Here is a 25,740-nt window from a genome sequence, read left to right as displayed (position 1 = left end):
TATGCACCCATTATACCCTTCTGCGGAAAGGGTTTCAGCGGACCGCCGGGGCCGGCGGCCACTGTTGTCAAGCGCCCAGCTTCTCGAGGCGGTAGCCGTAGCTGTAGACCGGCACCAGGCGGAAGCCGTTTTCCGGACGCAGGCTCAGCTTGTTGCGCACGCGCGAGACATGGGTGTCCATGGTGCGCGAGGGCACGTCGGTGTCGCGGACCCACACGGATTCGTGGATATAGGCGCGCGACAGCGGGCGGCCGATGTTACGGAAGAACAGCAGCGCCAGCGAGAATTCCTTCTGGGTCACGTCGATGATCGAGCCATCCTTGAGCAGGCGCCCAGGACGGGTCTCGAACGTGAAAGGACCGAACTGCAGCTGTTCGGCGCTGTTCTGGGACGGATAGGCGCGGCGCAGCAGGGCCGAGACGCGGGCCACCAGCTCGCCACGGCGCAGCGGCTTGACCAGGTAATCGTCGGCGCCGGCCGTGACGCCTTCGATGATGTCGTCCTCGGCATTGCTGCCGACCAGGAAGACCGTGGGCGCGTTGGAGGCCAGCTTTTCCTTGGCGCGGCGCAGTACTTCCGCACCCTCCATGTCCGGCACATTCCAGTCCATGATCAACATGTCCGCGTTTTCCTTGCGCAGCTGGGCCAGGCATTCCTTGGCGCTGTCGAAGGGTTGGCAGCTGTGGCCGGTAGCGGTCAGCACCTGGCAGATCAATTCTGCCTGGCTACGGTCTTGTTCCAGAACGGCAATCTTCATGGGGCATCTACTGGTCAGGTTGCCTATGTAGGAACACTCCTACAAGGTGAAACCGAATATATCAGACTTTCACAAAATAATGCTATGGAAAAACTTAGAATTTACAATTGGAACTAATGTTCTGTTGTGTTAATGGGACCGGCAGGCTCTTGCTACACTGTGTGAAACGGTCAAGCGGGAGGCGTGTGATGTTGTTTCGACGCAAAAAGAAGGAAGTTGCCCCGGCGGAGCCGCCCCTGGTTCCGGTGAGCGGTCCCGCAATCGACGCGGCGCGCGAGCGTTGCCGCGAAATGGTGCGCCAGCGTGCCCTGGTCTCGGCCGGCGTGGCGGCGGTGCCGCTGCCCGGTGTCGACATCCTGTCCGACCTGACCACCTTCACGGTGCTGGTCGAGGAAGTGAACCGGGAGTTCGGCCTGAGCCAGCAGCAGATCGAGCGACTGCATCCGCGTTTGCGTGTACTCGCTTACCAGGCCGCGGCCTCGGTGGGCGGCATGCTGGTCGGGAAGCTGGTCACGCGCAACCTGGTGCTGCAGGTGTTCAAACGGGCCGGGATCAAGATCGCAGCCAAGACAGCGGCCAAGGTGGTGCCGATCGCGGGGCAGGTGGCCTCGGCGGCGATCGGCTTCGCCCTGTTCCGGCGCATGGGCTACCAGCACGTGGAAGCCTGCGCACAGGTGGCGCGCGAACTGCAGAAGGTGAAGATCGTGGATGAGGGAGGGGTCGCGCCCGCTGTATAAACAAATGCCCGCTTGAAGCGGGCATTTGTTTGTCCGGGTGGCCGGATTCAGGCGTCGGGCAGGACCACGTTCACGTCGAGCACCTCGAGGTTGCCCTGGCGGTCGAGCGAGATCTTGATGTCGTCGGCGCTGACCCTAGTGTACTTCGAGATCACCTCGATCAGCTCGCGGTGCAGGGCCGGCAGGAAGTCGGGACCGGTGACACTGCTGCGCTCGCGGGCGATGATGATCTGCAGGCGCTCCTTGGCGGCTGAGGCGCTCTTCTTTTTTTCCGGAAATAGGAAGTTGAGCAGTGCCATATCACTTGGCTCCAAAGATGCGCTGGAAGAGACCCGGCTTTTCGTAGTTGGTGAAACGCAGCGGACGGTCTTCGCCCAGGAAGCGGGCGATCACGTCCTCGTACGCCTCGGCCACGTCGGTTCCCTTGAAGTGGATCGCCGGGTTGCCCTGGTTCGAGGCGTGCAGCACCGATTCCGATTCCGGAATGATGCCGATCAGCGGGATGCGCAGGATTTCCTGCACGTCCTGGTAGGAGAGCATTTCGTCCGCTTCCACGCGCTTCGGCGAGTAGCGGGTGATCAGGAGGTGTTCCTTGACCGGCTCCGAGCCGCTCTGGGCGCGGCGCGACTTGGCCTGGATGATGCCGAGGATGCGGTCGGAGTCGCGCACCGAGGACACTTCCGGGTTGGTGACGATGATCGCTTCGTCGGCAAAGGTCAGCGCCATCAGGGCGCCATGCTCGATGCCGGCCGGCGAATCGCAGATGATGAACTCGAAGCCCATCTTGACCAGCTCGTTGAGCACGCGCTCGACGCCGTCTTCGCTCAGCGCATCCTTGTCGCGGGTCTGGGAGGCCGGCAGGATGAACAGGTTGTCGGTGTGCTTGTCCTTGATCAGCGCCTGGTTCAGGGTCGCCTCGCCATTGATCACGTTGATCAGGTCGTAGACCACGCGGCGTTCGCAGCCCATGATCAGGTCGAGGTTACGCAGGCCGACGTCGAAGTCGATGACCGCGGTCTTGTGGCCGCGCAGGGCCAGGCCGCTGGAAAAGCTCGCGCTCGAAGTGGTCTTGCCCACACCGCCCTTGCCGGACGTCACAACAATAATTCGTGCCACAAATAGGTCCTTTACAAATTCAAGCGGGTCGGCGGATTACGCGCGGGACGTAGCCGGAGCCAGCGATGATATATCAAGCCGGTCGCCGACCAGCCGGATTTGCGCCGGCTGGCGCGCCAGGTCGTTCGGGAAACCGTCGTCGAAAGTACGGTACACGCCGGCGATCGACACCAGTTCCGGCTGCATGGCCAGGGCGAAGATGCGCGCCTCGGGATTGCCCGACGCACCCGCCAGGGCCCGGCCGTTCAGCGGCGCGTACACATGGATGCTGCCGTCGGCAATGATTTCCGCACCATTGTTCACAACGGCGGTAATGATCAGGTCGCCGCCACGCGCATAGATGCGCTGGCCGGCGCGCACCGGCGTGTCGATCACCATGGTCGACACAGGCAGGGGAGCAGGCGCCGGGGCAGGAGCCGGAACAGCCGGAGCGGGTTCGGGCGCCGGAGCCGGTTCGGGCGCGGCCGGCGCTGCCGCCTGCTCGCGTTCCGGCGTGCGCGCCCCGCTCGAGCCGTCGTCCAGCGACAGGCCGTGGGCGCGGACCGCTTCCGCCAGCTCCGGGCCGGCGCCGCGCACGGCGACCGCGTTCAGCCGGTATTTCTTGAGCAGCGCCACCAGGGCCGGCCAGTCGATCGATGGGGCCTCATGGGCGATGGCGGCGATGTCGATGACGGCGAACTCGTCCTCGAAGAAATCCGACACCCCGCCGGTCATCTGGTGCAATGCCGCGTCGATCACGGCCGGATCGGCCGAATGCAGGATCGTCGAGATGGCGACGACCGTGGAGATCTTGATTTCGATGGGCAGCGAGGTGCGGGTTTTGAGCATATGCGGTCTGGTTGGCGTTGCGCCCGTGCATTCTACTGTGAAATTTGACCGAAAGGACAGCCGCGTACGCATCATTCCTAGTAGAAACGAGTATTACCCGGCTGTTCAAAATATGTGCAACAACATGGGCGCAGTCCGCAGCAATGTGTGAATTAGCTGATAAGATTGACTTTGCTCAAACGAAGGGGCCGTGCTGACCTTAAGATGCATGGTTTCACGGCCTTGCCGTCTCAACAATCCCCGGCCAAAGCCGGAACTAGGGAGATCTGTTATGGAAGACGTCGTCATCGTCGCCGCCGGCCGCACCGCGGTCGGCAAATTCGGCGGCACCCTGGCCAAGATTCCTGCCGCCGAACTCGGCGCGCACGTGATCCGCCACCTGCTGGCCAAGACCGGCATCGACCCCGCCGCCGTGAGCGAGGTCATCATGGGCCAGGTGCTCACCGCCGGCGCCGGCCAGAATCCGGCGCGCCAGGCCGTCATCAAGGGCGGCCTGCCCGACATGGTGCCGGCGCAGACCATCAATATGGTCTGCGGCAGCGGCCTCAAGGCCACCCACCTGGCGGCCCAGGCCATCAAGTGCGGCGACGCCGACATCGTCATCGCCGGCGGCCAGGAAAACATGAGCGCCTCGCCGCACGTGCTCAACGGCTCGCGCGACGGCTTCCGCATGGGCGACGCCAAGCTGGTCGACACCATGATCGTCGACGGCCTGTGGGACGTCTACAACCAGTACCACATGGGCGTGACCGCCGAGAACGTCGCCCGCAAGTACGAGGTCTCGCGCGCCGAACAGGACGAATTCGCGCTGCAGTCCCAGCTCAAGGCCGAGGCTGCACAAAAAGAAGGCAAATTCAAGGGCGAGATCATCCCGCTCGAGATCCCGTCCAAGAAGGGCCCCATCGTGTTCGACACCGACGAGTATCCGAAGCACGGCTCGACCCTGGAGGCCCTGTCCGGCCTGCGCCCGGCCTTCAACAAGGAAGGCACCGTCACCGCCGGCAACGCATCCGGCCTCAACGACGGCGCCGCGGCCGTCATCATGATGAGCGCCTCGAAGGCGAAAGAACTCGGCCTGACCCCGCTGGCCCGCATCAAGGCCTACTCCTCGGCCGGCCTGGATCCGTCGATCATGGGCATGGGCCCGGTCTCGGCCACCCGCCTGTGCCTGCAGAAGGCCGGCTGGACCCACGAAGACGTGGACCTGATGGAGATCAACGAGGCCTTCGCGGCCCAGGCCGTCGCGGTCAACAAGGAAATGGGCTGGGATACCTCGAAGATCAACGTGAACGGCGGCGCGATCGCGCTGGGCCACCCGATCGGCGCCTCCGGCTGCCGCGTGCTGGTGACCCTGCTGCACGAGATGGTGCGTCGCGACGCCAAGCGCGGCCTGGCCAGCCTGTGCATCGGCGGCGGCATGGGCGTGGCGCTGGCGGTGGAACGCGACTGACGGCGCGCCTGAAGCATTGCCCGGACGGCCGGCGGGCGGTCCGGGATGTACGAAGCAGTGACTGACAATAAACTGGAGAAGACAATGGCACGAGTAGCATTGGTGACGGGTGGCATGGGCGGCCTGGGCGAAGCGGTGTGCATCAAGCTGGCCGCGTTGGGTTACAAGGTCGTCACTACGTATTCGCCGGGGAACAAGAAGGCAGAGAGCTGGCTCGGCCAGATGAAAGAGCAGGGCTACGACTTCAAGGCCTATCCCTGCGATGTGTCCGATTACGATTCCGCCCAGGCCTGCGTGCGCCAGGTCGAGCAGGAAGTCGGCCCGGTGGACGTGCTGGTCAACAACGCCGGCATCACCCGCGACATGACCTTCAAGAAGATGGACAAGCCGAACTGGGACGCGGTCATGAAGACCAACCTGGATTCCGTCTTCAACATGACCAAGCCGGTCTGCGACGGCATGGTCGACCGCGGCTGGGGCCGCATCATCAACATCTCCTCGGTGAACGGCCAGAAGGGCGCCTTCGGCCAGACCAACTACTCGGCGGCCAAGGCCGGCATGCACGGCTTCACCAAGGCCCTGGCCCTGGAAGTGGCGCGCAAGGGCGTGACCGTCAACACCATCTCGCCGGGCTATATCGGCACCAAGATGGTCATGGACATCCCGAGCGAAGTGCTGGAAACCAAGATCATTCCGCAGATCCCGATGGGGCGCCTGGGCAAGCCGGAAGAAGTGGCCGGCCTGGTGGCCTATCTGTCGTCGGAAGAGGCGGCATTCGTGACGGGCGCGAATATCGCGATCAACGGCGGCCAGCACATGCAGTAAGCGCTGCGCCCGACGAAAGCAAGAGCACCGCTGCGGCGGTGCTTTTTTTTCGCGGCGGTGCTTCGCTACAATGACTGCAACCTTTCATTCAACGGAAACGCCCATGCACACCTTGCCTCGCGACGGCCTCGCCCTGTCCAGCCTCGACGAACAGTTGCTCCTGCCGGGCACCAAGGGCCTGCCCCTGACGGAAGCCCTGCGCCAGGGCGCCATCGGCCTGCAGGGCTGGAACGTCCTGCGCGGCGATACCTCCTTCCCGGTCGCCGTGCTCAAGGAATCGGCACTGCTGCACAACCTCGCCTGGATGCGCGACTTCTGCGCGCGCCATGGCGCCACCCTGGCGCCGCACGGCAAGACCACGATGAGCCCGCAACTGTTCGCGGCCCAGCTGGCCAATGGCGCCTGGGGCATCACGCTGGCCAGCGCCACGCAGGTCCAGGTGGCGCACCGCTTCAATGTGCGCCGCGTGCTGCTGGCCAACCAGCTGGTGGCGCGCGCCGACATCGAGGCCGTGCTGGCGCTGCTGCATGATGACCCGGATTTCGAATGCTTCGTGCTGGCCGATTCGCCGGAAGGCGTGGCACGACTGTCGCAGGCGGTAATGGGACGCAGGCTGCTGCGCCCGCTGCCGGTGCTGGTCGAGCTCGGAATCGAGGGCAAGCGCGCGGGCTGCCGCACACCTGAGGAGGCGCTGCAGGTGGCGCGTGAAATTGCAAGAGCCGATGGCCTGGTGCTGGCCGGCATCGAAGGCTACGAAGGCCTGCTGGTGACGCAGGATCGGGAAGCCGACATCCGCGCCGTGAACGCCTTCCTGTCCCGGCTGGTGGAACTGGTGAAAGCGGCCGACGCGGAAGGCCTCTTCGACCATCAGGAGATCCTGCTGTCGGCCGGCGGCTCATCCTATTTCGACCTGGTCGCCCGCGGCTTCGGCGGCTTGCACGGCCTGTCGCGCCCGGTACGCGCCGTGCTGCGAAGCGGCTGCTATCTCACCAGCGACCACGGCTCGTATAAACGCCTGCTGGCCCAGCTCGATGCGCGCGAAGCCGTTGGGGAAGGCCTGCGCCCGGCGCTCGAGGTCTGGAGCATGGTGCAGTCGCGCCCGGAACCGGGCCTGGCCATCCTCACCATGGGCAAGCGCGACGCGTCCTACGACGAGGCGCTGCCCATCCCCGTCTACACGCACCGCCCGGGCAGCGACGCCAGGGGGCCGGCCGAACTGCCACCCGGCTGCGAGATCGTCAAGATGAACGACCAGCACGCCTACCTGCGCCTGCCGGAAGGCCCTGTCCGTGACGAGTTGACAGTCGGCGACCTGGTCGGCTGCGGCATCTCCCATCCCTGCACCACCTTCGACAAGTGGCAGGTACTGCTGGCCGTGGACGACGACTACACCGTGAAGGAAGCGCTCAACACCTTCTTCTGAAAGGGCGGGGCAGTAGGCTACAATCGGCTCCTAGCCTGCTCAAAGAGTCCCGTATGCCCGCCACACCACCGTCGCTGTTCCCGCCGATCCAGCCCATCCGCCACGGCATGCTCGCCGTCGACGAGCTGCACACGATCTACTGGGAAGAAGTCGGGAATCCCGACGGTATCCCGGTGCTGTTCCTGCACGGCGGCCCGGGTGCCGGCCTGTCGCCGCAGCACCGCCGCTTCTTCGACCCGAGCGCCTACCGCGTGATCCTGTTCGACCAGCGCGGCGCCGGCAAGTCCACGCCGCTGGGCGAGTGGCGCAACAACACGACAGGACTGCTGATCGAGGACATCGAGCGCCTGCGCGCCATGTTCGGCATCTCGCAGTGGCTGGTGTTCGGCGGTTCCTGGGGCTCGACCCTGGCGCTGGCCTACGGCGAAGCGCATCCCGAGCGCTGCCTGGGCTTCGTGCTGCGCGGGATCTTCCTGTGCACGAAGGCGGAAGTCGACTGGTTCATCAACGGCGTGAAGTGGTTCTACCCCGAGCTGTACGAAGAGTTCGTGGCGCCGATTCCCGTCGAGGAACGCGACGACCTGCTGCAGGCCTACACCAGGCGCCTGCTGTGCGGCGATCCGGAAGTTTACTGGCCCGCCGCGCGCGCCTGGAGCCGCTTCGAAGGCCGCCGCGTCTTCCTGCTGCCGCAGCCAGAGGAAGCCTCGTCGGACGCGCTCGACCTCGGCGTTGGCCGCCTCGAGTCGCACTACATGCTGCACGGGGCCTTCATGGAAGAGGACCAGCTGGTGCGCGACATTGGCCGTATCGCCCACCTGCCGGCCGTGATCGTGCAGGGTCGCTACGACGTGATCTGCCCGCCGCTGTCGGCCTGGCGCCTGCACCAGGCCTGGCCGGGCGCGAAGCTGCACATGATCCCGGACGGCGGCCACGGCGCGCTGGAGACCGGCATCGCGCGCGCCCTGGTGACGGCCACCGAGCAGTTCAAGCGCCACCGCCGCTTCGATTGAGTGCGGCGGCCGCGTGCCGGCTGCTACACTTAGGCCATAACGACAACAACTACGCTACCGTGCCCATGAATATCCAGATCAGCGACATCGGCCACGTCATCCAGCTGGCGATCGCGCCGGTCTTCCTGCTGACCGGCGTGGCGACCAAGCTGACCGTGCTGACCAACCGCCTGGCGCGCATCATCGACCGCACCCGGGTGCTGGAAGACCGCCTCAAGGTCAGCCCGAACGCCGAGTTCTCCGCCGAACTCGAAACGCTCTATACGCGCTCGCACCTGGTCAACACGGCCATCGCCTCCAGTACCGCCTGCGGTCTGCTGGTCTGCCTGGTGATTGCGATGCTGTTCCTGGGCGATACCACCAACCTGCCGCTGGACCAGTACATCGCCGGCCTCTTCGTGTTCGCGATGATTGGCCTGATCAGCAGCTTCGTCTACTTCCTGCGCGAGGTCTTCATCGCCTCGCGCTTCATGCGCATGCAGCACCTGCTGTCGCTGCAGCAGCCGCGCTAGCGCACACCGCACACCGCACACATTATCGAAACGGTTTCATCCATGCACGACTATCAACGCCCCCCAACCCTGTACCGCTACGGACCGCAGGACGAACTCGAAGCCGCGCTGCGCGGCCAGTTCCGCCTGCTGCCCGACGGCGGCTTCCTGGCCCTGTCGTTCTCGACCGCCTGGGACAAGTCCCTGTTCGACGTGTTCAGCCGCGCGGAACGCTGCCTGGTGATCCACAACACCGAGGAGTTCGGCGAACGCATCCACCGCGCGGTGCAGCGCACCCTGCCCAACTGGGCCGGCATCGACGGCGAGGTCGCCTATGGCGTGCGCTCGCCGCTGGGCGCGGCCTTCTCGAAAAGCCTGGGCCTGTCGCGCGAGAAGGAGTGGCAGTTCGCCTGGCGCTCGATGTCGCCGAACGCGAGCCTCAATCCGGTCGTCATCAACATCGGCAACATCGAAGGTTTCGCCGAACTGCGCGGCCGCGAAAGCCACCTGGCCTGACAGTTTAGAAACACGCCTCCACGAAATCACGGTGTAATGCCGTGATGACGTCTACCACTTACCCCAATCTCCTCGCACCGCTCGACCTGGGTTTCACGACCCTGAAGAACCGCGTGCTCATGGGCTCGATGCACACCGGGCTCGAAGACCGTTTCTACAACTACGGCAAGCTGGCCGCCTTCTATCGGGAACGCGCGCGCGGCGGCGCCGGCCTGATCGTCACCGGCGGCATCTCGCCGAACCGGCAGGGCTGGCTGCTGCCCTTCGGCGGCACCCTGAACTTCATCGGCGACGTGCCGAACCACAGGAAGGTCACGCGCGCCGTGCACGAGGAGGGCGGCAAGATCCTGCTGCAGATCCTGCATGCGGGCCGCTACGGCTACCAGCCCTTCGTGGTGTCGGCGTCCAGCGTGAAGTCGCCGATCTCGAAGTTCAGGCCGAAGGCGCTGGATGCCGCCGGCATCGAATCCACCATTCGCGCCTATGCGCGCTGCGCGAAGCTGGCCAAGATGGCCGGTTACGACGGCGTCGAGGTGATGGGCAGCGAAGGCTACCTGCTCAACCAGTTCCTGTGCGCGCGCACCAACAAGCGCACGGACGAGTGGGGCGGCTCGATCGAGAACCGCATGCGCCTGCCCGTCGAGGTGGTGCGCCGCATCCGCGCCGCCGTCGGTCCCGACTTCATCCTGATGTACCGTCACTCGGTGCTCGACCTGGTCGAGGGCGGCAATACCTGGGAAGAAGTGGCGGCCGTGGCCAAAGCCCTCGAGGGGGCCGGCGTGACCATCCTGAACACCGGCTACGGCTGGCACGAGGCCCGCATTCCCACCATCGTCACCTCGGTGCCGCGCGCGGCCTTCGCCGAAGTGGCGGGGCGCCTGCGCAAGGAGGTCAGGATTCCGGTGGTGGCCTCGAACCGCATCAACATGCCGGATGACGCGGAAGCGCTGCTGGCGCGCGGCGATGCCGACATGGTGTCGATGGCGCGGCCCTTCCTGGCGGATGCGGACTGGGTCGCGAAGGCCGCGAGCGGACGCGTGGACGAGATCAACACCTGCATCGCCTGCAACCAGGCCTGCCTCGACCACACCTTCTCGAACAAGCGCGCCAGCTGCCTGGTGAACCCGCGCGCCTGCCACGAGACCGAACTCGTGTACAGGAAGAGCGCGCGGCCGCGCCGCGTGGCCGTGGTCGGCGCCGGACCGGCCGGCCTGTCGGCCGCCACGGTGGCGGCCGAATGCGGCCACCAGGTGACGCTGTTCGAAGGCAGCGGGAGCATCGGCGGCCAGTTCAAGGTGGCCATGCAGGTGCCCGGCAAGGAGGAATTCGCCGAGACCATCCGCTACTTCGGGCGCAAGCTGGCATTGACGGGGGTGGACGTGCGCCTGAACCGGCGCGTCACGCGCGACGAGCTGCTGGCGGAAGGTTTCGACGAGGTCATCGTCGCCACCGGCATCACTACCCGCAAGCCGAAGATCACCGGCATCGACCACTCGAAGGTGCTGAGCTACCTGGACGTGCTGCGTGATCGCAAGCCGGTCGGCCGGCGCGTGGCCATCATCGGCGCCGGCGGCATCGGCTTCGACATGGGCGAATTCCTGGTGCACGATCCCGCGGTACCGCTGCCGGTGCCGAAGGCGCACTGGATGGGCGAGTGGGGCGTCGATCCCGCATCGTCGGCGCCGGGCGGCCTGGCGCCGGCCGCGCCGCCGCATCCGCCGCGCCAGGTCTGGCTCCTGCAGCGCAAGAGCACCCGTCCCGGCGCCGGCCTGGGCAAGACCTCGGGCTGGGTGCATCGCGCGACCCTGGTGAGGAACGGCGTGCAGATGCTCGCCGGCGTGCAGTACGAGCGCATCGACGACGCGGGCCTGCACATCACGGTCGGCGGCGAACAGCGCCTGCTGGAAGTGGACAATGTGGTGATCTGCGCGGGGCAGGAGAGCCTGGCGGAGCTGATGCCGGCGGAAGGAACGAGCGGCGGGCCGCGCTTCCACAAGATCGGTGGGGCGGCGCTGGCGGCGGAGCTGGATGCGAAGCGGGCGATTCGGGAAGGCGCGGAGCTGGCGGCGCGTCTATGATCTTGTAGGGTGGGCAGGTCTCCTGCCCACGCGTTCAACTAAAGAATGCGTCATCGCATTGCGTCCGTGAGTTGAACGCGTGGGCGGCATAGCCGCCCACCCTACGAAAACCACATTACTTCTTGCGCACCACCACGCAGCCGATCGAGTAACCCGCGCCAAACGAACAGATCACGCCATTCGCGCCGCTCGGCAGGTCGTCCTGGTACTTGTGGAAAGCGATGATCGAGCCCGCCGACGAGGTGTTGGCATAGGTGTCGAGGATCACCGGCGCCTCTTCCGGCGTTGCGTCGCGGCCGAGCAGGGTACGGGCGATCAGCAGGTTCATGTTCAGGTTGGCCTGGTGCAGCCAGTAGCGCGACACGTCCGCGACTTCCAGGCCGGCGTTCTTCACGGTGGCGGCAATCGTCTCGGCAGCCATCGGGCAGACTTCCTTGAACACCTTGCGGCCCTGCTGGCGGAACAGCTTGTCCGGCGCGCCGATGCCGGCTTCGTCGAAGCGGTTCATGAAGCCGAAGTTGTTGCGGATGTTGTTCGAGAACTTGGTCTTCAGTTGGCTGTCCAGGATTTCCCACTGGTGGCGGCTGGTCGCGGTCTCCGCCGCTTCCACGACGACGGCGGTGCAGGCGTCGCCGAAGATGAAGTGGCTGTCGCGGTCGCGGAAGTTCAGGTGGCCGCTGGTGATCTCCGGGTTCAGCATCAGGACCGCGCGCGCGCGGCCGCTGCGCACCGCGTCCACCGCCGTCTGGATGCCGAAGGTGGCCGAGGAGCAGGCCACGTTCATGTCGAAGCCGAAGCCCTCGATGCCGAGCGCATCCTGCACCTCGACCGCCATGGCCGGGTAGGGGCGCTGCATGTTCGAGCAGGCCACCAGCACCATGTCGATATCGGACGCCTGCTTGCCGGCGCGGTCCAAAGCCTCGCGGGCGGCGGCCACGCACATCTCGGCCTGCAGCGAGACCTGTTCGTCGGCGCGCTCCGGGATGCGGGCCGTCATGTGGGTCGGATCGAGGATGCCCTCTTTTTCCATCACGTAGCGCGACTTGATGCCCGAGGCTTTTTCGATGAAGGCGCTGCTCGAGGGTTCCAGCGCGGTGGTGTCGCCCGCGGCGATGGCGGCGGCGTGTTCCTGGTTGTACAGTTCGACGTAGGCGTTGTAGGCCGTCACCAGCTCGTCGTTGGAGATGGAATACGGCGGCGTAAACAGGCCGGTGCCGCTGATCACGACAGGTTTCATGTTCGGACTTTCAAAGGAAATAAGGGGCAACAAGAGGGACATAGCCCGGAGATGCGGCGATTCTACACCCTCGCACCCGGCCTGGGAATTGGCGGTAATAACAAGCTTATAAACCCGTCAATCCCGCCTCAACGCCCGTGCTGGGCCAGGGTGGTATCCGCCTTGAGGGCGCGCTTGGACAATTGGACCTTTTCGCCCTTCAGGTGGCGCAGGGCCTGGACCAGCTGGAAGTCGTCCGCGCTGCCGTAGTCGAGGGGTTTGCGCAGGCGCGCTTCCGCCAGGAGACGCATCTGCTCCTCGATGTCGTCGGCGCGCGTCGCTTCTTCCTTGTCGCGGTCGTTCGACAGGTGCCGTTCGAGGTCGGCTTCGCGCATGCGCAGGGCGTTCAGGCCGTCGCCCTCGAGGGTTTCGTCGACCGGCAGGTCGGGCAGGATGCCGCGCGCCTGGATCGAGCGCCCGGCCGGTGTGTAGTAGCGCGCCGTGGTCAGCTTGACGGCGGCGTCGCGGCCGATCGGGCGGATGGTCTGCACCGAGCCCTTGCCGAAGGTCCGGCTGCCCATGATGGTGGCGCGCTTGTAGTCCTGCAGGGCGCCGGCCACGATCTCGGACGCCGAGGCCGAGCCGGTGTTCACCAGCACCACCATCGGCATGCTCTTGAAGGCGGGCGGCAGGGTCGACAGGGGGTCGGCGCCGCTGCGCAGCATGTAGAACTCGGGACGGCCGTAGAAGCGCTGGCGCTGTTCGACCAGCTGGCCATTGGTCGAGACGATTTCGGCATCCTTCGGCAAAAAGGCCGCGGCCACGCCGATGGCGCCCTGCAGCAGGCCGCCGGGATCGTTGCGCAGGTCGAGCACCAGGCCCTTCATGTCCGGGTTGTCGCGGTACAGGGCCTTGAGCTTGGCCGCCATGTCGTCCACGGTCGGCTCCTGGAACTGCGCCACGCGCAGCCAGGCGTAGCCCGGTTCGACCATCTTCGCCTTGACGCTTTTCTGGATGATTTCGCTGCGCGCGATGGTGAAGGAGAGCGGGGCGGGGCTGTCCTTGCGCGCGATGGTGAGGGTGACCCTGGTGCCCGGCTCGCCGCGCATGCGCTTGATCGCTTCGTCGATCGGCAGGCCCTGCACCGGCAGGCCGTCGATCCGGGTGATCAGGTCGCCTTCCTTGATGCCGGCATGCCAGGCCGGCGAATCCTCGATCGGGGCGACGATTTCGACGTAGCCGTCGTCGCTCTCGGAAATCTCGATGCCGAGGCCCACGAAGCGGCCCTCGGTGCCTTCGCGCAGCTCGCGGTAGGCGCGCGGGTCGAGGTAGGCCGAATGCGGGTCGAGCGAAGCCACCATGCCGGAGATCGCCTGCGACAGCAGGGCCTTGTCCTCGACCGGCTCGACGTAGGTGGACTTGATGACGCCGTAGACGTCGGCCAGCTGGCGCAGCTCGGCCAACGGCATCCCGGCGTCGACCGGCTTCTGGGCCAGGGCCGAGAATTGCATGGTGATTGCAACGCCGGCGACGGCGCCGAGGCCGACGAGACAGGAATTCTTGAAAGTGGAGCCCATGGTTCACCCGGTTGGATGCGCATGCATGAGATGCGCTGGTCCAGTATAAACCCGAATTCCCCCGGTGGCTGCGAGCTCGGCCAAACGGACCTTTGTTGCACTGCTTGTTACGGTTTTCTGAGCTTGGTAAGCAATTGTAAGAGTCCAAGCAAGCGGTAGAGTGCGCTCCTATAGTGAGTCTCAGTTTTTCTCTCTCTCCACTTTTTGAAGTGGTCTTTGCCCGCGGCCCCCTCCGCGGGCTTTTTTATGCCCGGTTCACCTCACCATTTGCATTTCCCTCGGTAATGTTGCCGCTTGTCTATACTGCTGTTGTCACGTTCCAACACATGCATATGCCATAACAGTGCCTGCCGTGTATCGAAAAGTAAAAAAGCTTCCGCAGCCCGCCTCCGGGCTCGAAGCAGCCGCTAGAATGAATCGGCGTCCGCCTTTCGGAAATGGTGTGCGCATGACAGGGACGTCCACACTACAACAATAAAAGAATGAAGAATTTCGACTCGCTCGCCTGCAGTACGGCGATGCCCGGCCAGGGCCTCGTCTTCCATTCCGAAGCCCCTTTCCACGCAGACGCTACCCGTGCGACTGCCGGCGCGCGCCCGGAGCCCACGCTTCGATGACGCACATTCCCAGGGCCGGTCACAAGCCGGCCGTTTTCCAGCACCTTCCCAAGTAAGCGAGGACCCATCCGTGAAGCGAATCCTTTTGAGCACCCTGACGCTGTCCATCGCGGCAGCCTTTGCCAACGCGGCGGACAAAGCGCCCGCCAAGCCGGCCGGCGCGCCGATCTCGGGCGTCGACACGCAGTACATCGACACCAGCGTGCGTCCCCAGGACGATTTCTTCACCTACCTGAACGGCAAGTGGCTGAAAGAGACCGAGATCCCGAGCGACAAGGCGAGCTGGGGCACCTTCATGAAGCTGCGCGACGACACCAATCCGCAGATCAAGGCCATCATCGAGGCGGCGCAGGCCGACAAGTCGGCCAAGACCGGCTCGGAAACCCAGAAGATCGGCGACCTGTACGCCAGCTACATGGATGAGGCGCGCCGCGAAGCCCTGGGCACCAAGCCGCTCGCGGGCGAACTGCAGAAGATCCGCACCCTGAAGGACAAGAAGGGCCTGCCGACCCTGGTCGCCCACCTGGCGAAGATCGGCGTGTCGACCCCGTACGGCATCTACGTCAGCCAGGACATGCGCAACTCGACGCAGCACGTCGTGTACATCTCGCAGAGCGGCCTCGGTATGCCGGACCGCGACTACTACCTGAAGCAGGACGACGCCAAGCTGGCCGAAGTGCGCGCCAAGTACCTGGACCATGTCGAGAAGACCCTGGCACTGGCAGGCGAAAAGGATGCCAAGGCCCAGGCCAAGGCCATCGTCGACTTCGAGACCGAGCTGGCCAAGGTGCAGTGGACCCGAGTCGAGAACCGCGACCCGGTCAAGCGCTACAACAAGATGAGCGTGGCCGAGCTGGGCAAACTGGCCCCGGGCTACGACTGGAAAGCGGCCCTGGGCGCCGCCGGCGTGGGCAACAAGCTCGAGACCATCATCGTCAACCAGCCGAGCTATTTCAGCGGCCTGAACGAGGTGCTGGCCAGGACCGAGCTGTCGACCCTGAAGTCCTATTTCGAATGGCAGCTGCTGCGCGAATTCTCGCCCCTGCTGTCGAAAGCCTTCGTGGCCCAGAGCTTCTCCTTCTACGGCACCGCGCTGTCGGGCGTGAGCGAGCAGCCCCCGGTGTGGAAGCGCGGCGTGAACGTGGTCGAAGGCGCGCTGGGCGAAGCGGTGGGCAAGCTGTACGTGAAGGAGCACTTCCCGGCCGAGCGCAAGGCGCGCATGGAAGAACTGGTGAAGAACCTGATTGTCGCCTACGGCCAGTCGATCGACAACCTCGAGTGGATGAGCCCCGACACCAAGAAGGAAGCCCGCGCCAAGCTGGCCAAGTTCACCCCGAAGATCGGCTATCCGGACAAATGGCGCGACTATTCGAAGCTGACCATCAAGCGTGATGACCTGGTCGGCAACGCGATGCGCACCGCGACCTTCAAGTACAACTACCAGCTCAATAAACTGGGCAAGCCGGTCGACCGCACCGAATGGGGCATGACGCCGCAGACCGTCAACGCCTACTACCGCAGCACGACCAACGAGATCGTGTTCCCGGCCGCGATCCTGCAGCCGCCGTTCTTCGACATGCGCGCCGACGACGCGGTCAACTACGGTGCGATCGGCGCCGTGATCGGCCACGAGATCGGCCACGGCTTCGACGACAAGGGCAGCCAGTCGGACGGCGACGGCAACCTGCGCAACTGGTGGACCGAGCAGGACAAGGCCGCCTTCAAGGCCCGCACCGACAAGCTGGTCAAGCAGTTCAACGGCTTCTCGCCGCTGCCGGGCTATAACGTGAACGGCGAACTGACCCTGGGCGAGAACATCGGCGACAACGCCGGCCTGTCGATCGCCTATAAAGCCTACAAGCTGTCGCTGAACGGCAAGCCGGCGCCGGTGATCGACGGTCTCACCGGCGACCAGCGCTTCTTCATGGGCTTCGGCCAGGTGTGGCGTTCGAAGATGCGTGAAGCCCAGCAGATCAACCAGGTCAAGACCGACCCGCACTCGCCAGGCCAGTTCCGCGCCAACGGCACCGTGATGAACATGCCGGAGTTCTACCAGGCCTTCGATGTCAAGCCGGGCGACAAGATGTACCTGGCGCCGGAAGACCGCGTGATCATCTGGTAAGCAGTCCCTGAACGATGGGGCCGGCGCAAGCCGGCCCTTCGACCTTGTCGAGACCAATAACAGCAAACGGAAAAACCATGAAACGACATCTCCTGAGTGCCGCGGCGCTCCTCCTGGTGGCCTCGATGGCCCAGGCCGAATCGACCAAGAGCAGCGCCAAGGGCGCAGCCAAAGCCCCGGTGCTCTCCGCCGGCATCGCCCTCGAATACGTCGAGCCGAAAGTGCGTGCGCAGGACGACTTCTTCGAATACCTGAACGGCAAATGGCTCAAGACCGTCGAGATCCCGGCCGACAAATCGAGCTGGGGCGCCTTCCACAAGCTGCACGACGACACCCAGCCGCAGCTGCGCGCCATCATCGAACGCTCGGCTGCCGTCAAGGGCGCCCGCGCCGGCTCGGAAGAGCAGCTGATCGGCGACTTCTTCGCCAGCTACATGGACGAGGCGCGCCTCGAGCAGCTCGGCATCAGCCCACTGAAGGGCGAGCTGGCGAAAATCGACGCGATCAAGGACAAGTCGGAACTGCCGGCCTTGTTCGCGCACATGGGCAAGATCGGCGTGAACTCGCCCTTCGGCTTCTACATCCACCAGGACGCCAAGGATTCGACCAGGTACGTGGCCGACCTCCACCAGACTGGCCTGGGCATGCCGGACCGCGACTACTACCTGAAAACCGACGATGCAAAACTGGCCGGCATCCGCGCCAAGTACCAGGAGCACGTCGAGAAGTTGCTGGCGCTGTCGGGCGACCAGAACGCGGCCGCGAATGCCAAGGCCATCGTCGACCTGGAAACCGAACTGGCCAAGGTCCAGTGGACCAAGGTCGAGAACCGCGACCCGATCAAGACCTATAACAAGGTGGACGTCGCCAAGCTGGGCGAAGTGGCGCCGGGCTTTGCTTGGGATGCCTGGCTGAAGGCCGCCGGCATCGCCGGCAAGGCGGACTACGTCATCGTCAGCCAGCCGAGCTACCTGAAGGGCATGACCGAGGTCCTGAACCGCGTGCCGCTCGACACCTGGAAGACCTACCTGCGCCTGCACACCGTGAACAGCTACGCCAGCTACCTGTCGAAGGCCTTCGTCGACCAGCGCTTCGCCTTCTACGGCACCACGCTGTCGGGCGCGCTGGAGCTGGAACCGCGCTGGAAGCGCGGCGTGTCGACCATCGAAGGTTCGCTGGGCGACGCGGTGGGCAAGCTGTACGTAAAGGAGCACTTCCCGGCCGAGCGCAAGGCGCGCATGGAGGTGCTGGTGAAGAACCTGCTGGAAGCGTACAAGCAGTCGATCGACACCCTCGACTGGATGAGCCCCGCCACCAAGAAGGAAGCGCAGGCCAAGCTGGCCAAGTTCACGCCGAAGATCGGCTACCCGAACAAGTGGAAGGATTATTCGGCGCTTACCGTCAAGCGCGACGACCTGTTCGGCAACGAAATGCGCTCGCGCGAGGTCGAGTACAACCGCGAGCTCAATAAACTGGGCAAGCCGATCGACCGCGACGAATGGGGCATGACGCCGCAGACCGTCAACGCCTACTACAACCCGGAACTGAACGAGATCGTGTTCCCGGCCGCGATCCTGCAGCCGCCGTTCTTCGACGCGAACGCGGATGACGCCGTGAACTACGGCGGCATCGGCGCCGTGATCGGCCACGAGATCAGCCACGGCTTCGACGACCAGGGTTCGCAGTACGACGGCGACGGCAATATGCGCAACTGGTGGACCGAGGAAGACGGCAAGCGCTTCGCCGAGAAGACCAAGGTCCTGATTGCGCAGTACGCCTCGTACAGCCCGCTGCCGGGCTATAACGTGAACGGCGAACTGACCCTGGGCGAGAACATTGGCGACAACTCGGGCCTGGCGGTGGCCTACAAGGCCTATAAACTGTCCCTGAAGGGCAAGAAGGCCCCGGTGATCAATGGCCTCACCGGCGACCAGCGCTTCTTCATGGGCTGGGGCCAGGTGTGGCGCGCGAAGAAGCGCGAACCGGCGCTGATCAACCAGGTCAAGACCGACCCGCACTCGCCGGAGCAGTTCCGCGCCAACGGCACGCTGAAGAACCAGCCGGGCTTCTACGAAGCCTTCGGCGTCAAGCCGGGCGACAAGATGTACCTGGCGCCGAAGGATCGCGTGATCATCTGGTAATGCAGGCAAGGTAGACGCAAAAAGGGCCGCTTGAATGCAAGCGGCCCTTTTTTCATGCGGAGACGGCGCGGCTTACAGCGCCGATTCGTAGGCGCCGATGTCGATGGTCTTCACAAGGCTGCGGGTGCTGCCCGAGGCGACGTGCTTGTACACGGCGCCCGGCTTGAGCGAGACGCCGGCGGCCGAGACGCCAGGTGCCGAACCGGCATTGGCCACCAGGCCGTTGGCGGTCGGACGCAGGTCCCAGGCCGCGCGGTTGACGAAGCCCGGCGCCAGGGCGCGGTAGTTGGTCTTCTCGACGGCGCCGACCTGGGTGGTCAGGGTGCCCGTGCCACCGAAGATATTGTTCTGCAACAGGACCTTCTTGCTCACCTGGGCGCCCACCATGACGAAGGTGCCGCTCGAGCTGTTGTCGTTCAGGAACGTATTGTTGACGACGTAGAGGTCGTGGCCAGGATTGCTCGCGCCTTCCTCGCCGTAGGCCAGCAGAGTCGGGTTGTTGTTCGAGGCCGGCTGCTGGATCACGTTGCCGATCACATAGGAGGTGCCGGCGTTCGGCAGGTCGATCTCGTAGCTCGGCTTGCCGGCCGCGGTGCTGCCGGTCTGGCCCGCGTTCAGGCTCGAGAAGCGGTTGTAGGCGATCGTGTTGACGCGGGCGCGCGACTTCAGGTTGTGGCCGACGTGGGCATCGTGCGAGTAGTTGTAGCGGAAGGTCAGGCTGCCGACATTGCCGATATACAGGTTGTGGGTATAGCCGGTGCCATAGCCGTTGTGGCCGAATTCGCTGTATTCGATCACGATCTTGCTGTTCAGGTTGGCGCCGGTCAGGATGCCGTTTTCATTGTCGTGCAGGAAGGCGGAGCGCAGGGTGAAGTTGGTTCCCTCCAGGCGCAGGGCCGCGCCGTTCTGGTCCGGCACTTTGGCACCGTACATCTCGACGTTTTCGACGACGACGTTGTTGCCGACCACGACCCAGGTGCCCTTGCCCATGGCGTTCCTGCCGGCGGCATCGATCTTCGGGCGGCCGTTGACGCCGCGGATGGTCAGGTTGCTTGCATAGATGCCGCAGACGTCGCCGCGATAGATGGTGTTGCCGGTGATCTCGACCACGTCGCCGGTCTTGGCGGCAGCGAAGGCCTTGCAGGGCGTTGCGTAGGTCTTGCCGGGGCCGACGCTCAAGGTTGCTGCGGAAGCAGCGCCGGCGAGCACGGTGAGAGCAATGCCCAGGGCAGGGAAAACAAAACGCGTGGTGTGCATCAGACTTGTTCCTTTGAAATGTGTCGGAGAAATTTTTCTCGACGAAACATTTGTCAGCATAAAGAATGCGTGCAGGAAAAGCTGTAAGCAGATGTAAGAAAACCGGGCTTCGACAACAAAAATTGCGCGAATTTTGTACAGAAGATATGTCCTAGTGCGTTCCGAATGAAAACTAGTTATTTCTATGGGATAATAAAAATATAACATGCGGCGATGCTGTCGCGCCGCTATTCGCAGCATGATATTGTCAGGAAAGCATATGAGTTCAAGCAATCAAGCCCGTCTCGACGTCACTGTCGTCATGCCCTCCTTTAACCGGTCGGCCCTGATCGTGCGTGCGCTGGACAGTGTGCGCAATCAGACTGCCCATCCGCATGAAATCATCGTGGTAGACGATGCTTCCACCGACGACACGGTCGCCCAGGTCGAAGCCTGGCGCGACCGGACCGGCTTCCCGGTGCGCATCGAGCGGCTGGCGAAGAATGGCGGCGTGGCGGCGGCGCGCAACCGCGCCATGGCGCTGGCAACGACGCGCTATATCTCCTTCCTCGATTCGGACGACGAACATTTGCCGCATACGCTGGCGCGGCTGGTGTCGGCTCTCGAACAAAGCCCCGGTGCGGTAGTCGCTTTCGGTGACGCCACCAAGGTCACGCCGGACAAGCGGATGCCGCATGCGATGTTCGGCGCCAAGGTCGATATCTCGACGATTGCCGATCCGATGGGCGAAGCGGAGCAGGGCCGCTACCGCTTGCGCGATGCAAAAAATACCTTTCTCAAGGCCAGCCTGATCGCTACGTGCTCGGCCTGCTTCGTTCGCGAAGAGGCGCTCGCAGCCGGCGGCATGCCGGTTGGCTACAAGATGGGTTCCGACTGGCTGTTCTGGCTGCGCCTGGCCCAGCGCGGCGACTTCGTGTTCGTCAACGAGGACGTATCGCTGGTGCACCGCCATCCCGACAACCTGACCCGCCCGGGTGCGGCGGCCGACACCTCGATCGCCAAGCTGGCCGGCTACACCTCCATCCTCGATGGCGCCCTGGGCATTTCGGTCGATCCTGCGCAACGCCGCCTCGTGGAAGGTTTCGTCGATGAGCGTATCGCTTTGCTGCGCTACCAGTCCTCGCTGCTGGGCTTCGACAGCTATCGGCGCTATGCGAAGCTGATCCCGGGTCGGCCCGGCCAGAGTCTGGTGGGCCACATGCTCGCCGATCCGAAAAGCGCAATGCGTTCGGTATTCTGCTCCTTCAAACGCAAGCAGGACAGCCATAGTATCGATTGACGCGCAAGGCGAAAAAAAAACCGGGCTCTGAGAGAGCCCGGTTTGTCTGCATCCGCTGCCGGCGCGAGACCGGCTGCCGTCTTGTCAGCGCGGTACGATGGCAAATTGCGCCGCGGTCGAATAGTCCGGCTTGACCGAACGCTTCATGAACTGCTCCCAGGCCTGCTTGCCGGCATCGCCGCTCACGCTCACGCCGTAGGCCAGAGCCGGCTGCATGTTCGACGGATAGCCGGTCGCTGCCGAGGAGTAGCCAGTCATTTCGCCGACCTTCAGCTTCAGCGCGCTCGCCATCGCCGAGCTGCCGCAGGCGAGACCGGCGAAGTCGGCGGTATGGCTCGCCTTGTAGGCTTCGGCCATCGAGGAATAGATGGGCGAGGTCGACGAATCACGGACCTTCATCGAGTAGATCGAACCATCGATCCAGCAGGCGCCAGATGCGACCATGCGGTCTACGGGAAACTTCGCCTTCCACTTAAGCAGCCTGGTCGCCTCGGTGAAACCGAGGTCCGACGCTTGGCCGACCGCCGAGGTGAAGAAGTCGTCCTGCCACGGACCGACGCCGGTCTTGTCGCCGTAGACGATCGCGTAGCCATTGACGATGATGCCGAGCTTGTTCGCAGCAGGATTGTCGGTGTAGTTCGCGTTGAACCAGGCCAGGTTGTTGTCCATGATCTGGGTGAAGTGTTGTTTCAGACGGTCACTGTCGGGGGTGATGTAGGCAACTTGGGCCAGCGTGCGCAGGGTCCACGCCTGGCCGCGGACCTGTTCGGATTTCACTAGACCCTTGATGTTGTCGCGATAGCCTGGGTTGGAGTTGAACACACTATACATGCCCCAGAACTGCAGTTCTTCCAAGAAGAAATGGTCGCCGGTCAACACATACGGCAGATAGGCGAAGCCCGGCTGATGCGAGACATCATGCGTGTAGGGAGTCTTGCACCCGGTCGATGTGGCGCAGGCCGGGAAGGCCTCCTGCCGCTTAGTGGCCGGGTTGTAGGTATCGCCCGACTTGCCCACCAGGGTCATGTAGGGATAGTCGATCAGGCTGACCGGCTGGCCTGTCTTCTTGTCGCGGTAGTGCGCGGAGAAGCTGCCCGCCAGCTCGGCGGTACCCAAGGCAACGTCGCGTGCACGCTGGTCCATGCTCAGCAGGTATGCAACGTTCCATTGCGGCAGCAGGCCGATGTCACCCCGGCCACCAGTCGAAGGCATATAGGTGACAGCCGCGCCGGTGCCCATCGGTTCGATCTTGGCGCCTGTCCAGTTCGCTTTTGAGCTGGACAGCGAGCTTTCCGGAACGCTCAGCGACTGGTCGTAGTTCGGCAGCGCGCGGCTGGCGATCAGGTAGCCGGTGTTGTGCTTGACATTGACCTGCGGGGCCGTGCCGTTCCACCAGAAGGTCTTGCGCCAGCGCGCGTGGTGGTAGTGGGTAAGGGCGCTCTTGGCATAGACGGTATTGCCGCCGACCAGGACCTGGGCGTTGTACGTGAAGTTTTGCGGTGCCGGCTCGTAGGCCCAGTTGTTTTCGATCGTGACGTCGACGCGCGCCTTCTTGATCGCGTCGTACCAGCGGACGGCAAAACGTGCGCTCAGGTGGGGGTGGGCGGCGCCGGCACTGGTTTTCAGCGGCGCCGACACTTCCCATTCGCTCACGGTGGAGCCGTTCAGCCACGTGACCGGCGCCGCCTGCTTGATCAGCTCATCCGCCGAAGCAATGTAACGCACGCCGCCGATGTTGGCCTCGAACGAACTCTTGAAACCGGCGTTGAGCAGGGCCGAGGCCGTCGGCGCGCTTGCTGCGGTAGGAGCGGTACGAACCAGGCTGACGGTGCGGACTTCGCCGGCGGCCAGCGTCGGCAGCACGGCCGAGATCACGGCATGGCGCACCGAGCCGTCCGGGTGCTTGGCCTTGACGTCGAGTTGCAGCGGAATGGTGACGCCGCTGTCGAGGCGGCCGGCCAGCGAAGTGTCGGCCGCCAGGTCGCCAGGAGCGAATACCTGGCCAAAAGTCACCGGGACGTTGGTCTGGGCAGCGCTGGAGGTGCTCTCGAAACGCACGTCGGTCACGGCGTCAGCCACGCCGGTATTGGTCGAAGGCGTCGTCGTCGTGGTGCCGCGGCTCTGCGGGATATACGCGGTCGAGGCCAGGGTGCGGCCGCTTTCCATACCGGAGGAGAGGGTTGCGCTTTGCTGCTCGCTCGAGCCGCCGCCGCCGCAGGCAGCCAGGGCGGCACCGAACAGAACGGTGTAGCCGGCGCGAATCGTCAGGGATTGCAGGAGTTTCATGGTGGGAGTCTCTTCAGGAGTGCGGGCGCTGGGATACGCCGCTGACAGACCTAAAGGTTACGCCATGGAAAAAAAGATTCCCAGCGGAATCTCAATTTCCGATCAGAATTTTCCCAAATTTTCGCCCAAATGCAACGCAACGTTACCCAGTTTTTAACAAATATTATTTGGTAGCAATCGTTTTCGTATTTACTTTCGATGCTTAATTGACAGTGGGCATTAAAAAAGCCCGCCGAAGACGGGCTTGATCAAAAGCAGGTACGTGCCTACTTGGAAGCGAGCACCATGTAGTCAACGGCGGCTTTGACGTCGGCGTCTGGTGCTGTGGAGCCGCCCTTCGGCGGCATCACGCCGGCCTTGCCCTGGAAGCCCTTGATGGCGTGCTCGTAGAGGGTCGCGTTGCCTTGGCCGATGCGCGCCGCCCAAGCTGCCTTGTCGCCGGTTTTCGGCGCACCGGCAATGCCGGCGCCGTGGCAGGCGACGCAGGCGCTGTTGTACAAGGTCTTCCCGGTTTCCGCGGAGGCGACGGCCGGTGCGGTCGCAGGGGCAGCGGCTGCGGGAGCTGCCGCAGTGGCCGCCGGGGCAGCCGGCGGTGCGGCCTCTGCAGTAGTGGTTTGCGGGGCAGGCGCGGCGGCCGGGGCGGGGGCGACGGGTTCCTTGAACGATGCGCCACTCCTGTTGGCCAGGAAGACCACGGCGCGTTCGACTTCAAGGTTGTCCAGGTCGGGGTTGCCGCCCTTGGCCGGCATCGCACGGATGCCTTCGATGGCATGCTTGACCAGGGTATCGTAGCCCTGTGCCAGGCGGGCGCTCCAGGCGCCGTTGTCGCCCAGCTTCGGCGCACCCGCGGCGCCGCTGTCGTGGCAGGCGGCGCACACGGCGGCGTAGACGGCATTGCCGGCTTGCAGGACTTTCGGTGCGTTGGCGTCCACCAGGGTGAAGCCCTCTTCGGCGACCGGTCGCAGGCGCTCCTGGACGGCTTCGGCGCTTTGGCTATCGGTACCGGCCCCGACCAGACGATCATTGGTAGCGAAAATCACGAGCAGGATGATGCCGATGACGATTACCAGGAAAAACCCTGTGACGGCTGCGATCAGTTGCTTGGGGGTACGGATCAGGGATTGGTGTTCGTTGTGTGCGTCGCTCATGATTTCCTTAATTCTATTAAAAAAACCTGCCACTACCGGCCTTTGCGACCACATGCTTTTTTGCAAATGCCGTCAAGCGGCTGATTATAGTAGAAAGCTGCCTTGGTGTAACGAAATTCATATTAGGCAAGAGTTTGCCCATGGACGTGCTCGAGGAAAGACTGTATCCTTCGCATCACTTTCTGTCCCCCTCACGCGGCTGTAGCTCAGTGGATAGAGTATTGGCCTCCGAAGCCAAGGGTCGTGGGTTCGATCCCCGCCAGCCGCGCCATCCTGTCTTTTAAATTCAACTAGTTAGATGTTGCAGGACAATGCAGTATTGTGCGTTGTTTTGAAGAGTTTGGCGTTATGACTGTGCCAAATCTGTGCCAACAATCTTTCTATCTTTGTTGCAATTTTGCTTGCGTAGCGTCTCCCGCATGAGCTTGTTGCATCCTTCTTCTTTCTCGCTCTACTACTCGCTATCTGGGTGTATCCCATCGTCATGATCGGGGACCCATGGGTTGACCTTCGCTGGCTGTTCGCGTATCCGATCTTCGTATGCTCCGAAGAGGATTCGCATTGAATGCACACTTATTTCTCGATCCCACGAAGAAGCGTTGAGCTTCTCCCAATCCCTGTCCCATTCCTTTGATGCCCGGTACGCCTCTCCTTGCTCCACGAGCTTGTCTTGCATAGCAATGCAATGCGACAAGTACTCGGCCGCACTTGGTCGACGCGCTGCGCTGTCTTCTGGCCATGTGACCGAAGTCGGTAGGTCTTTCGGGGCTGCGTGACCGTACTCACGATCTGTAATGCCTGTCGCGAGCCAAAAAGCGTACTGTGGCCACAACCTTGCAGCAGCCTCGATCATCTTGCCTCCCGGT

Annotated in this window: 20 protein-coding genes and 1 tRNA gene; 12 read left to right on the top strand and 9 right to left on the bottom strand. The window is 63.9% G+C overall.

Going from position 1 to position 25,740, the window contains the following annotated elements:
• Positions 1–67: 67 nt before the first annotated feature.
• Entirely contained in the window at positions 68–757 is a 690-nt protein-coding gene (locus NX780_RS04855) for a response regulator transcription factor (RefSeq protein ID WP_258826720.1), read from the bottom strand.
• A gap of 188 nt (positions 758–945) precedes the next feature.
• Here NX780_RS04855 and NX780_RS04850 point away from each other — a divergent pair, with 188 nt between their 5' ends.
• Positions 946–1,494, top strand: coding sequence for a hypothetical protein (locus NX780_RS04850; RefSeq protein WP_258826719.1), 549 nt, complete (start codon positions 946–948; stop codon positions 1,492–1,494).
• Between the two features lie 47 nt (positions 1,495–1,541).
• Here the strand turns inward: NX780_RS04850 and minE are convergent, their stop codons facing one another.
• Genes minE through minC form a run of 3 tightly spaced genes read right to left on the bottom strand, consistent with a single transcriptional unit; the run spans position 1,542 to position 3,438 of the window.
• Positions 1,542–1,793, bottom strand: coding sequence for a cell division topological specificity factor MinE (gene minE / locus NX780_RS04845; protein ID WP_258826718.1), 252 nt, complete (start codon positions 1,791–1,793; stop codon positions 1,542–1,544).
• Between the two features lies 1 nt (position 1,794).
• Entirely contained in the window at positions 1,795–2,610 is an 816-nt protein-coding gene (gene minD / locus NX780_RS04840; protein ID WP_258826717.1) for a septum site-determining protein MinD, read from the bottom strand.
• Between the two features lie 36 nt (positions 2,611–2,646).
• Positions 2,647–3,438 carry a septum site-determining protein MinC gene (minC, locus tag NX780_RS04835; RefSeq protein WP_258826716.1) on the bottom strand — a complete coding sequence of 264 codons (792 nt, stop codon included), beginning with the start codon at positions 3,436–3,438 and terminating at the stop codon, positions 2,647–2,649.
• Between the two features lie 271 nt (positions 3,439–3,709).
• On the opposite strand from minC, the gene NX780_RS04830 reads away from it, so the two are divergent.
• The 7 genes from NX780_RS04830 (at position 3,710) to NX780_RS04800 (ending at position 11,231) form a co-directional block, all read left to right on the top strand.
• Entirely contained in the window at positions 3,710–4,888 is a 1,179-nt protein-coding gene (locus NX780_RS04830; protein ID WP_258826715.1) for an acetyl-CoA C-acetyltransferase, read from the top strand.
• A gap of 84 nt (positions 4,889–4,972) precedes the next feature.
• Positions 4,973–5,713 carry a beta-ketoacyl-ACP reductase gene (locus NX780_RS04825; RefSeq protein WP_258826714.1) on the top strand — a complete coding sequence of 247 codons (741 nt, stop codon included), beginning with the start codon at positions 4,973–4,975 and terminating at the stop codon, positions 5,711–5,713.
• Positions 5,714–5,816: 103 nt separating this feature from the next.
• On the top strand, positions 5,817–7,136 hold the full coding sequence (locus NX780_RS04820) for an amino acid deaminase (protein ID WP_258826713.1): 1,320 nt from the start codon (positions 5,817–5,819) through the stop codon (positions 7,134–7,136).
• 53 nt (positions 7,137–7,189) lie between these two features.
• Positions 7,190–8,146, top strand: coding sequence for a prolyl aminopeptidase (pip, locus tag NX780_RS04815; RefSeq protein WP_258826712.1), 957 nt, complete (start codon positions 7,190–7,192; stop codon positions 8,144–8,146).
• Positions 8,147–8,211: 65 nt separating this feature from the next.
• Entirely contained in the window at positions 8,212–8,658 is a 447-nt protein-coding gene (locus NX780_RS04810; RefSeq protein WP_258826711.1) for a DUF2721 domain-containing protein, read from the top strand.
• A gap of 42 nt (positions 8,659–8,700) precedes the next feature.
• Complete coding sequence (locus tag NX780_RS04805) at positions 8,701–9,153, top strand: hypothetical protein (protein ID WP_258826710.1); 453 nt, start codon at positions 8,701–8,703, stop codon at positions 9,151–9,153.
• A gap of 44 nt (positions 9,154–9,197) precedes the next feature.
• The gene (locus tag NX780_RS04800) at positions 9,198–11,231 is read left to right on the top strand and encodes an NADPH-dependent 2,4-dienoyl-CoA reductase (protein ID WP_258826709.1); all 2,034 of its coding nucleotides are present in this window, start codon (positions 9,198–9,200) and stop codon (positions 11,229–11,231) included.
• 115 nt (positions 11,232–11,346) lie between these two features.
• Here the strand turns inward: NX780_RS04800 and NX780_RS04795 are convergent, their stop codons facing one another.
• Both NX780_RS04795 and NX780_RS04790 read right to left on the bottom strand, forming a co-directional pair.
• Positions 11,347–12,468, bottom strand: coding sequence for a beta-ketoacyl-ACP synthase III (locus NX780_RS04795; RefSeq protein ID WP_258826708.1), 1,122 nt, complete (start codon positions 12,466–12,468; stop codon positions 11,347–11,349).
• Positions 12,469–12,596: 128 nt separating this feature from the next.
• Positions 12,597–14,024: a S41 family peptidase gene (locus tag NX780_RS04790; protein ID WP_258826707.1), complete on the bottom strand. Its 1,428-nt coding sequence runs from the start codon at positions 14,022–14,024 to the stop codon at positions 12,597–12,599.
• Between the two features lie 687 nt (positions 14,025–14,711).
• Here NX780_RS04790 and NX780_RS04785 point away from each other — a divergent pair.
• Positions 14,712–16,763: a M13 family metallopeptidase gene (locus NX780_RS04785; RefSeq protein ID WP_258826706.1), complete on the top strand. Its 2,052-nt coding sequence runs from the start codon at positions 14,712–14,714 to the stop codon at positions 16,761–16,763.
• A gap of 77 nt (positions 16,764–16,840) precedes the next feature.
• Positions 16,841–18,904 (top strand): M13 family metallopeptidase, encoded by a 2,064-nt coding sequence (locus NX780_RS04780; RefSeq protein WP_307732647.1) that lies wholly within the window; start codon positions 16,841–16,843, stop codon positions 18,902–18,904.
• Positions 18,905–18,976: 72 nt separating this feature from the next.
• Here NX780_RS04780 and NX780_RS04775 read toward each other — a convergent pair whose 3' ends face one another.
• Positions 18,977–20,161 carry a hypothetical protein gene (locus NX780_RS04775; protein WP_258826705.1) on the bottom strand — a complete coding sequence of 395 codons (1,185 nt, stop codon included), beginning with the start codon at positions 20,159–20,161 and terminating at the stop codon, positions 18,977–18,979.
• A gap of 259 nt (positions 20,162–20,420) precedes the next feature.
• Here NX780_RS04775 and NX780_RS04770 point away from each other — a divergent pair, with 259 nt between their 5' ends.
• The gene (locus tag NX780_RS04770; RefSeq protein ID WP_258826704.1) at positions 20,421–21,440 is read left to right on the top strand and encodes a glycosyltransferase family 2 protein; all 1,020 of its coding nucleotides are present in this window, start codon (positions 20,421–20,423) and stop codon (positions 21,438–21,440) included.
• Between the two features lie 84 nt (positions 21,441–21,524).
• Here the strand turns inward: NX780_RS04770 and NX780_RS04765 are convergent, their stop codons facing one another.
• Together NX780_RS04765 and NX780_RS04760 are read right to left on the bottom strand one after the other, a co-directional pair.
• Complete coding sequence (locus NX780_RS04765; RefSeq protein WP_258826703.1) at positions 21,525–23,726, bottom strand: RIFT barrel domain-containing protein; 2,202 nt, start codon at positions 23,724–23,726, stop codon at positions 21,525–21,527.
• Between the two features lie 266 nt (positions 23,727–23,992).
• Positions 23,993–24,874: a c-type cytochrome gene (locus NX780_RS04760; protein ID WP_258826702.1), complete on the bottom strand. Its 882-nt coding sequence runs from the start codon at positions 24,872–24,874 to the stop codon at positions 23,993–23,995.
• A gap of 195 nt (positions 24,875–25,069) precedes the next feature.
• Here NX780_RS04760 and NX780_RS04755 point away from each other — a divergent pair.
• Positions 25,070–25,145, top strand: a tRNA-Arg gene (locus tag NX780_RS04755).
• The last annotated feature ends 595 nt before the right edge of the window (positions 25,146–25,740 follow it).

This window comes from Massilia agri, assembly GCF_024753255.1.
Lineage (GTDB): Bacteria > Pseudomonadota > Gammaproteobacteria > Burkholderiales > Burkholderiaceae_D > Telluria > Telluria agri.
This window is presented reverse-complemented; position numbering and strand designations above follow the sequence as displayed.

Excerpts from the sequence above, each read along its gene's own strand:
- NX780_RS04855 (WP_258826720.1), bottom strand. The coding sequence starts at position 757 with ATGAAGATTGCCGTTCTGGAACAAGACCGTAGCCAGGCAGAATTGATC.
- NX780_RS04850 (WP_258826719.1), top strand. The coding sequence starts at position 946 with ATGTTGTTTCGACGCAAAAAGAAGGAAGTTGCCCCGGCGGAGCCGCCC.
- minE (WP_258826718.1), bottom strand. The coding sequence starts at position 1,793 with ATGGCACTGCTCAACTTCCTATTTCCGGAAAAAAAGAAGAGCGCCTCA.
- minC (WP_258826716.1), bottom strand. The coding sequence starts at position 3,438 with ATGCTCAAAACCCGCACCTCGCTGCCCATCGAAATCAAGATCTCCACG.
- NX780_RS04830 (WP_258826715.1), top strand. The coding sequence starts at position 3,710 with ATGGAAGACGTCGTCATCGTCGCCGCCGGCCGCACCGCGGTCGGCAAA.
- NX780_RS04825 (WP_258826714.1), top strand. The coding sequence starts at position 4,973 with ATGGCACGAGTAGCATTGGTGACGGGTGGCATGGGCGGCCTGGGCGAA.
- NX780_RS04820 (WP_258826713.1), top strand. The coding sequence starts at position 5,817 with ATGCACACCTTGCCTCGCGACGGCCTCGCCCTGTCCAGCCTCGACGAA.
- pip (WP_258826712.1), top strand. The coding sequence starts at position 7,190 with ATGCCCGCCACACCACCGTCGCTGTTCCCGCCGATCCAGCCCATCCGC.
- NX780_RS04810 (WP_258826711.1), top strand. The coding sequence starts at position 8,212 with ATGAATATCCAGATCAGCGACATCGGCCACGTCATCCAGCTGGCGATC.
- NX780_RS04805 (WP_258826710.1), top strand. The coding sequence starts at position 8,701 with ATGCACGACTATCAACGCCCCCCAACCCTGTACCGCTACGGACCGCAG.
- NX780_RS04800 (WP_258826709.1), top strand. The coding sequence starts at position 9,198 with ATGACGTCTACCACTTACCCCAATCTCCTCGCACCGCTCGACCTGGGT.
- NX780_RS04795 (WP_258826708.1), bottom strand. The coding sequence starts at position 12,468 with ATGAAACCTGTCGTGATCAGCGGCACCGGCCTGTTTACGCCGCCGTAT.
- NX780_RS04790 (WP_258826707.1), bottom strand. The coding sequence starts at position 14,024 with ATGGGCTCCACTTTCAAGAATTCCTGTCTCGTCGGCCTCGGCGCCGTC.
- NX780_RS04780 (WP_307732647.1), top strand. The coding sequence starts at position 16,841 with ATGAAACGACATCTCCTGAGTGCCGCGGCGCTCCTCCTGGTGGCCTCG.
- NX780_RS04775 (WP_258826705.1), bottom strand. The coding sequence starts at position 20,161 with ATGCACACCACGCGTTTTGTTTTCCCTGCCCTGGGCATTGCTCTCACC.
- NX780_RS04770 (WP_258826704.1), top strand. The coding sequence starts at position 20,421 with ATGAGTTCAAGCAATCAAGCCCGTCTCGACGTCACTGTCGTCATGCCC.
- NX780_RS04765 (WP_258826703.1), bottom strand. The coding sequence starts at position 23,726 with ATGAAACTCCTGCAATCCCTGACGATTCGCGCCGGCTACACCGTTCTG.
- NX780_RS04760 (WP_258826702.1), bottom strand. The coding sequence starts at position 24,874 with ATGAGCGACGCACACAACGAACACCAATCCCTGATCCGTACCCCCAAG.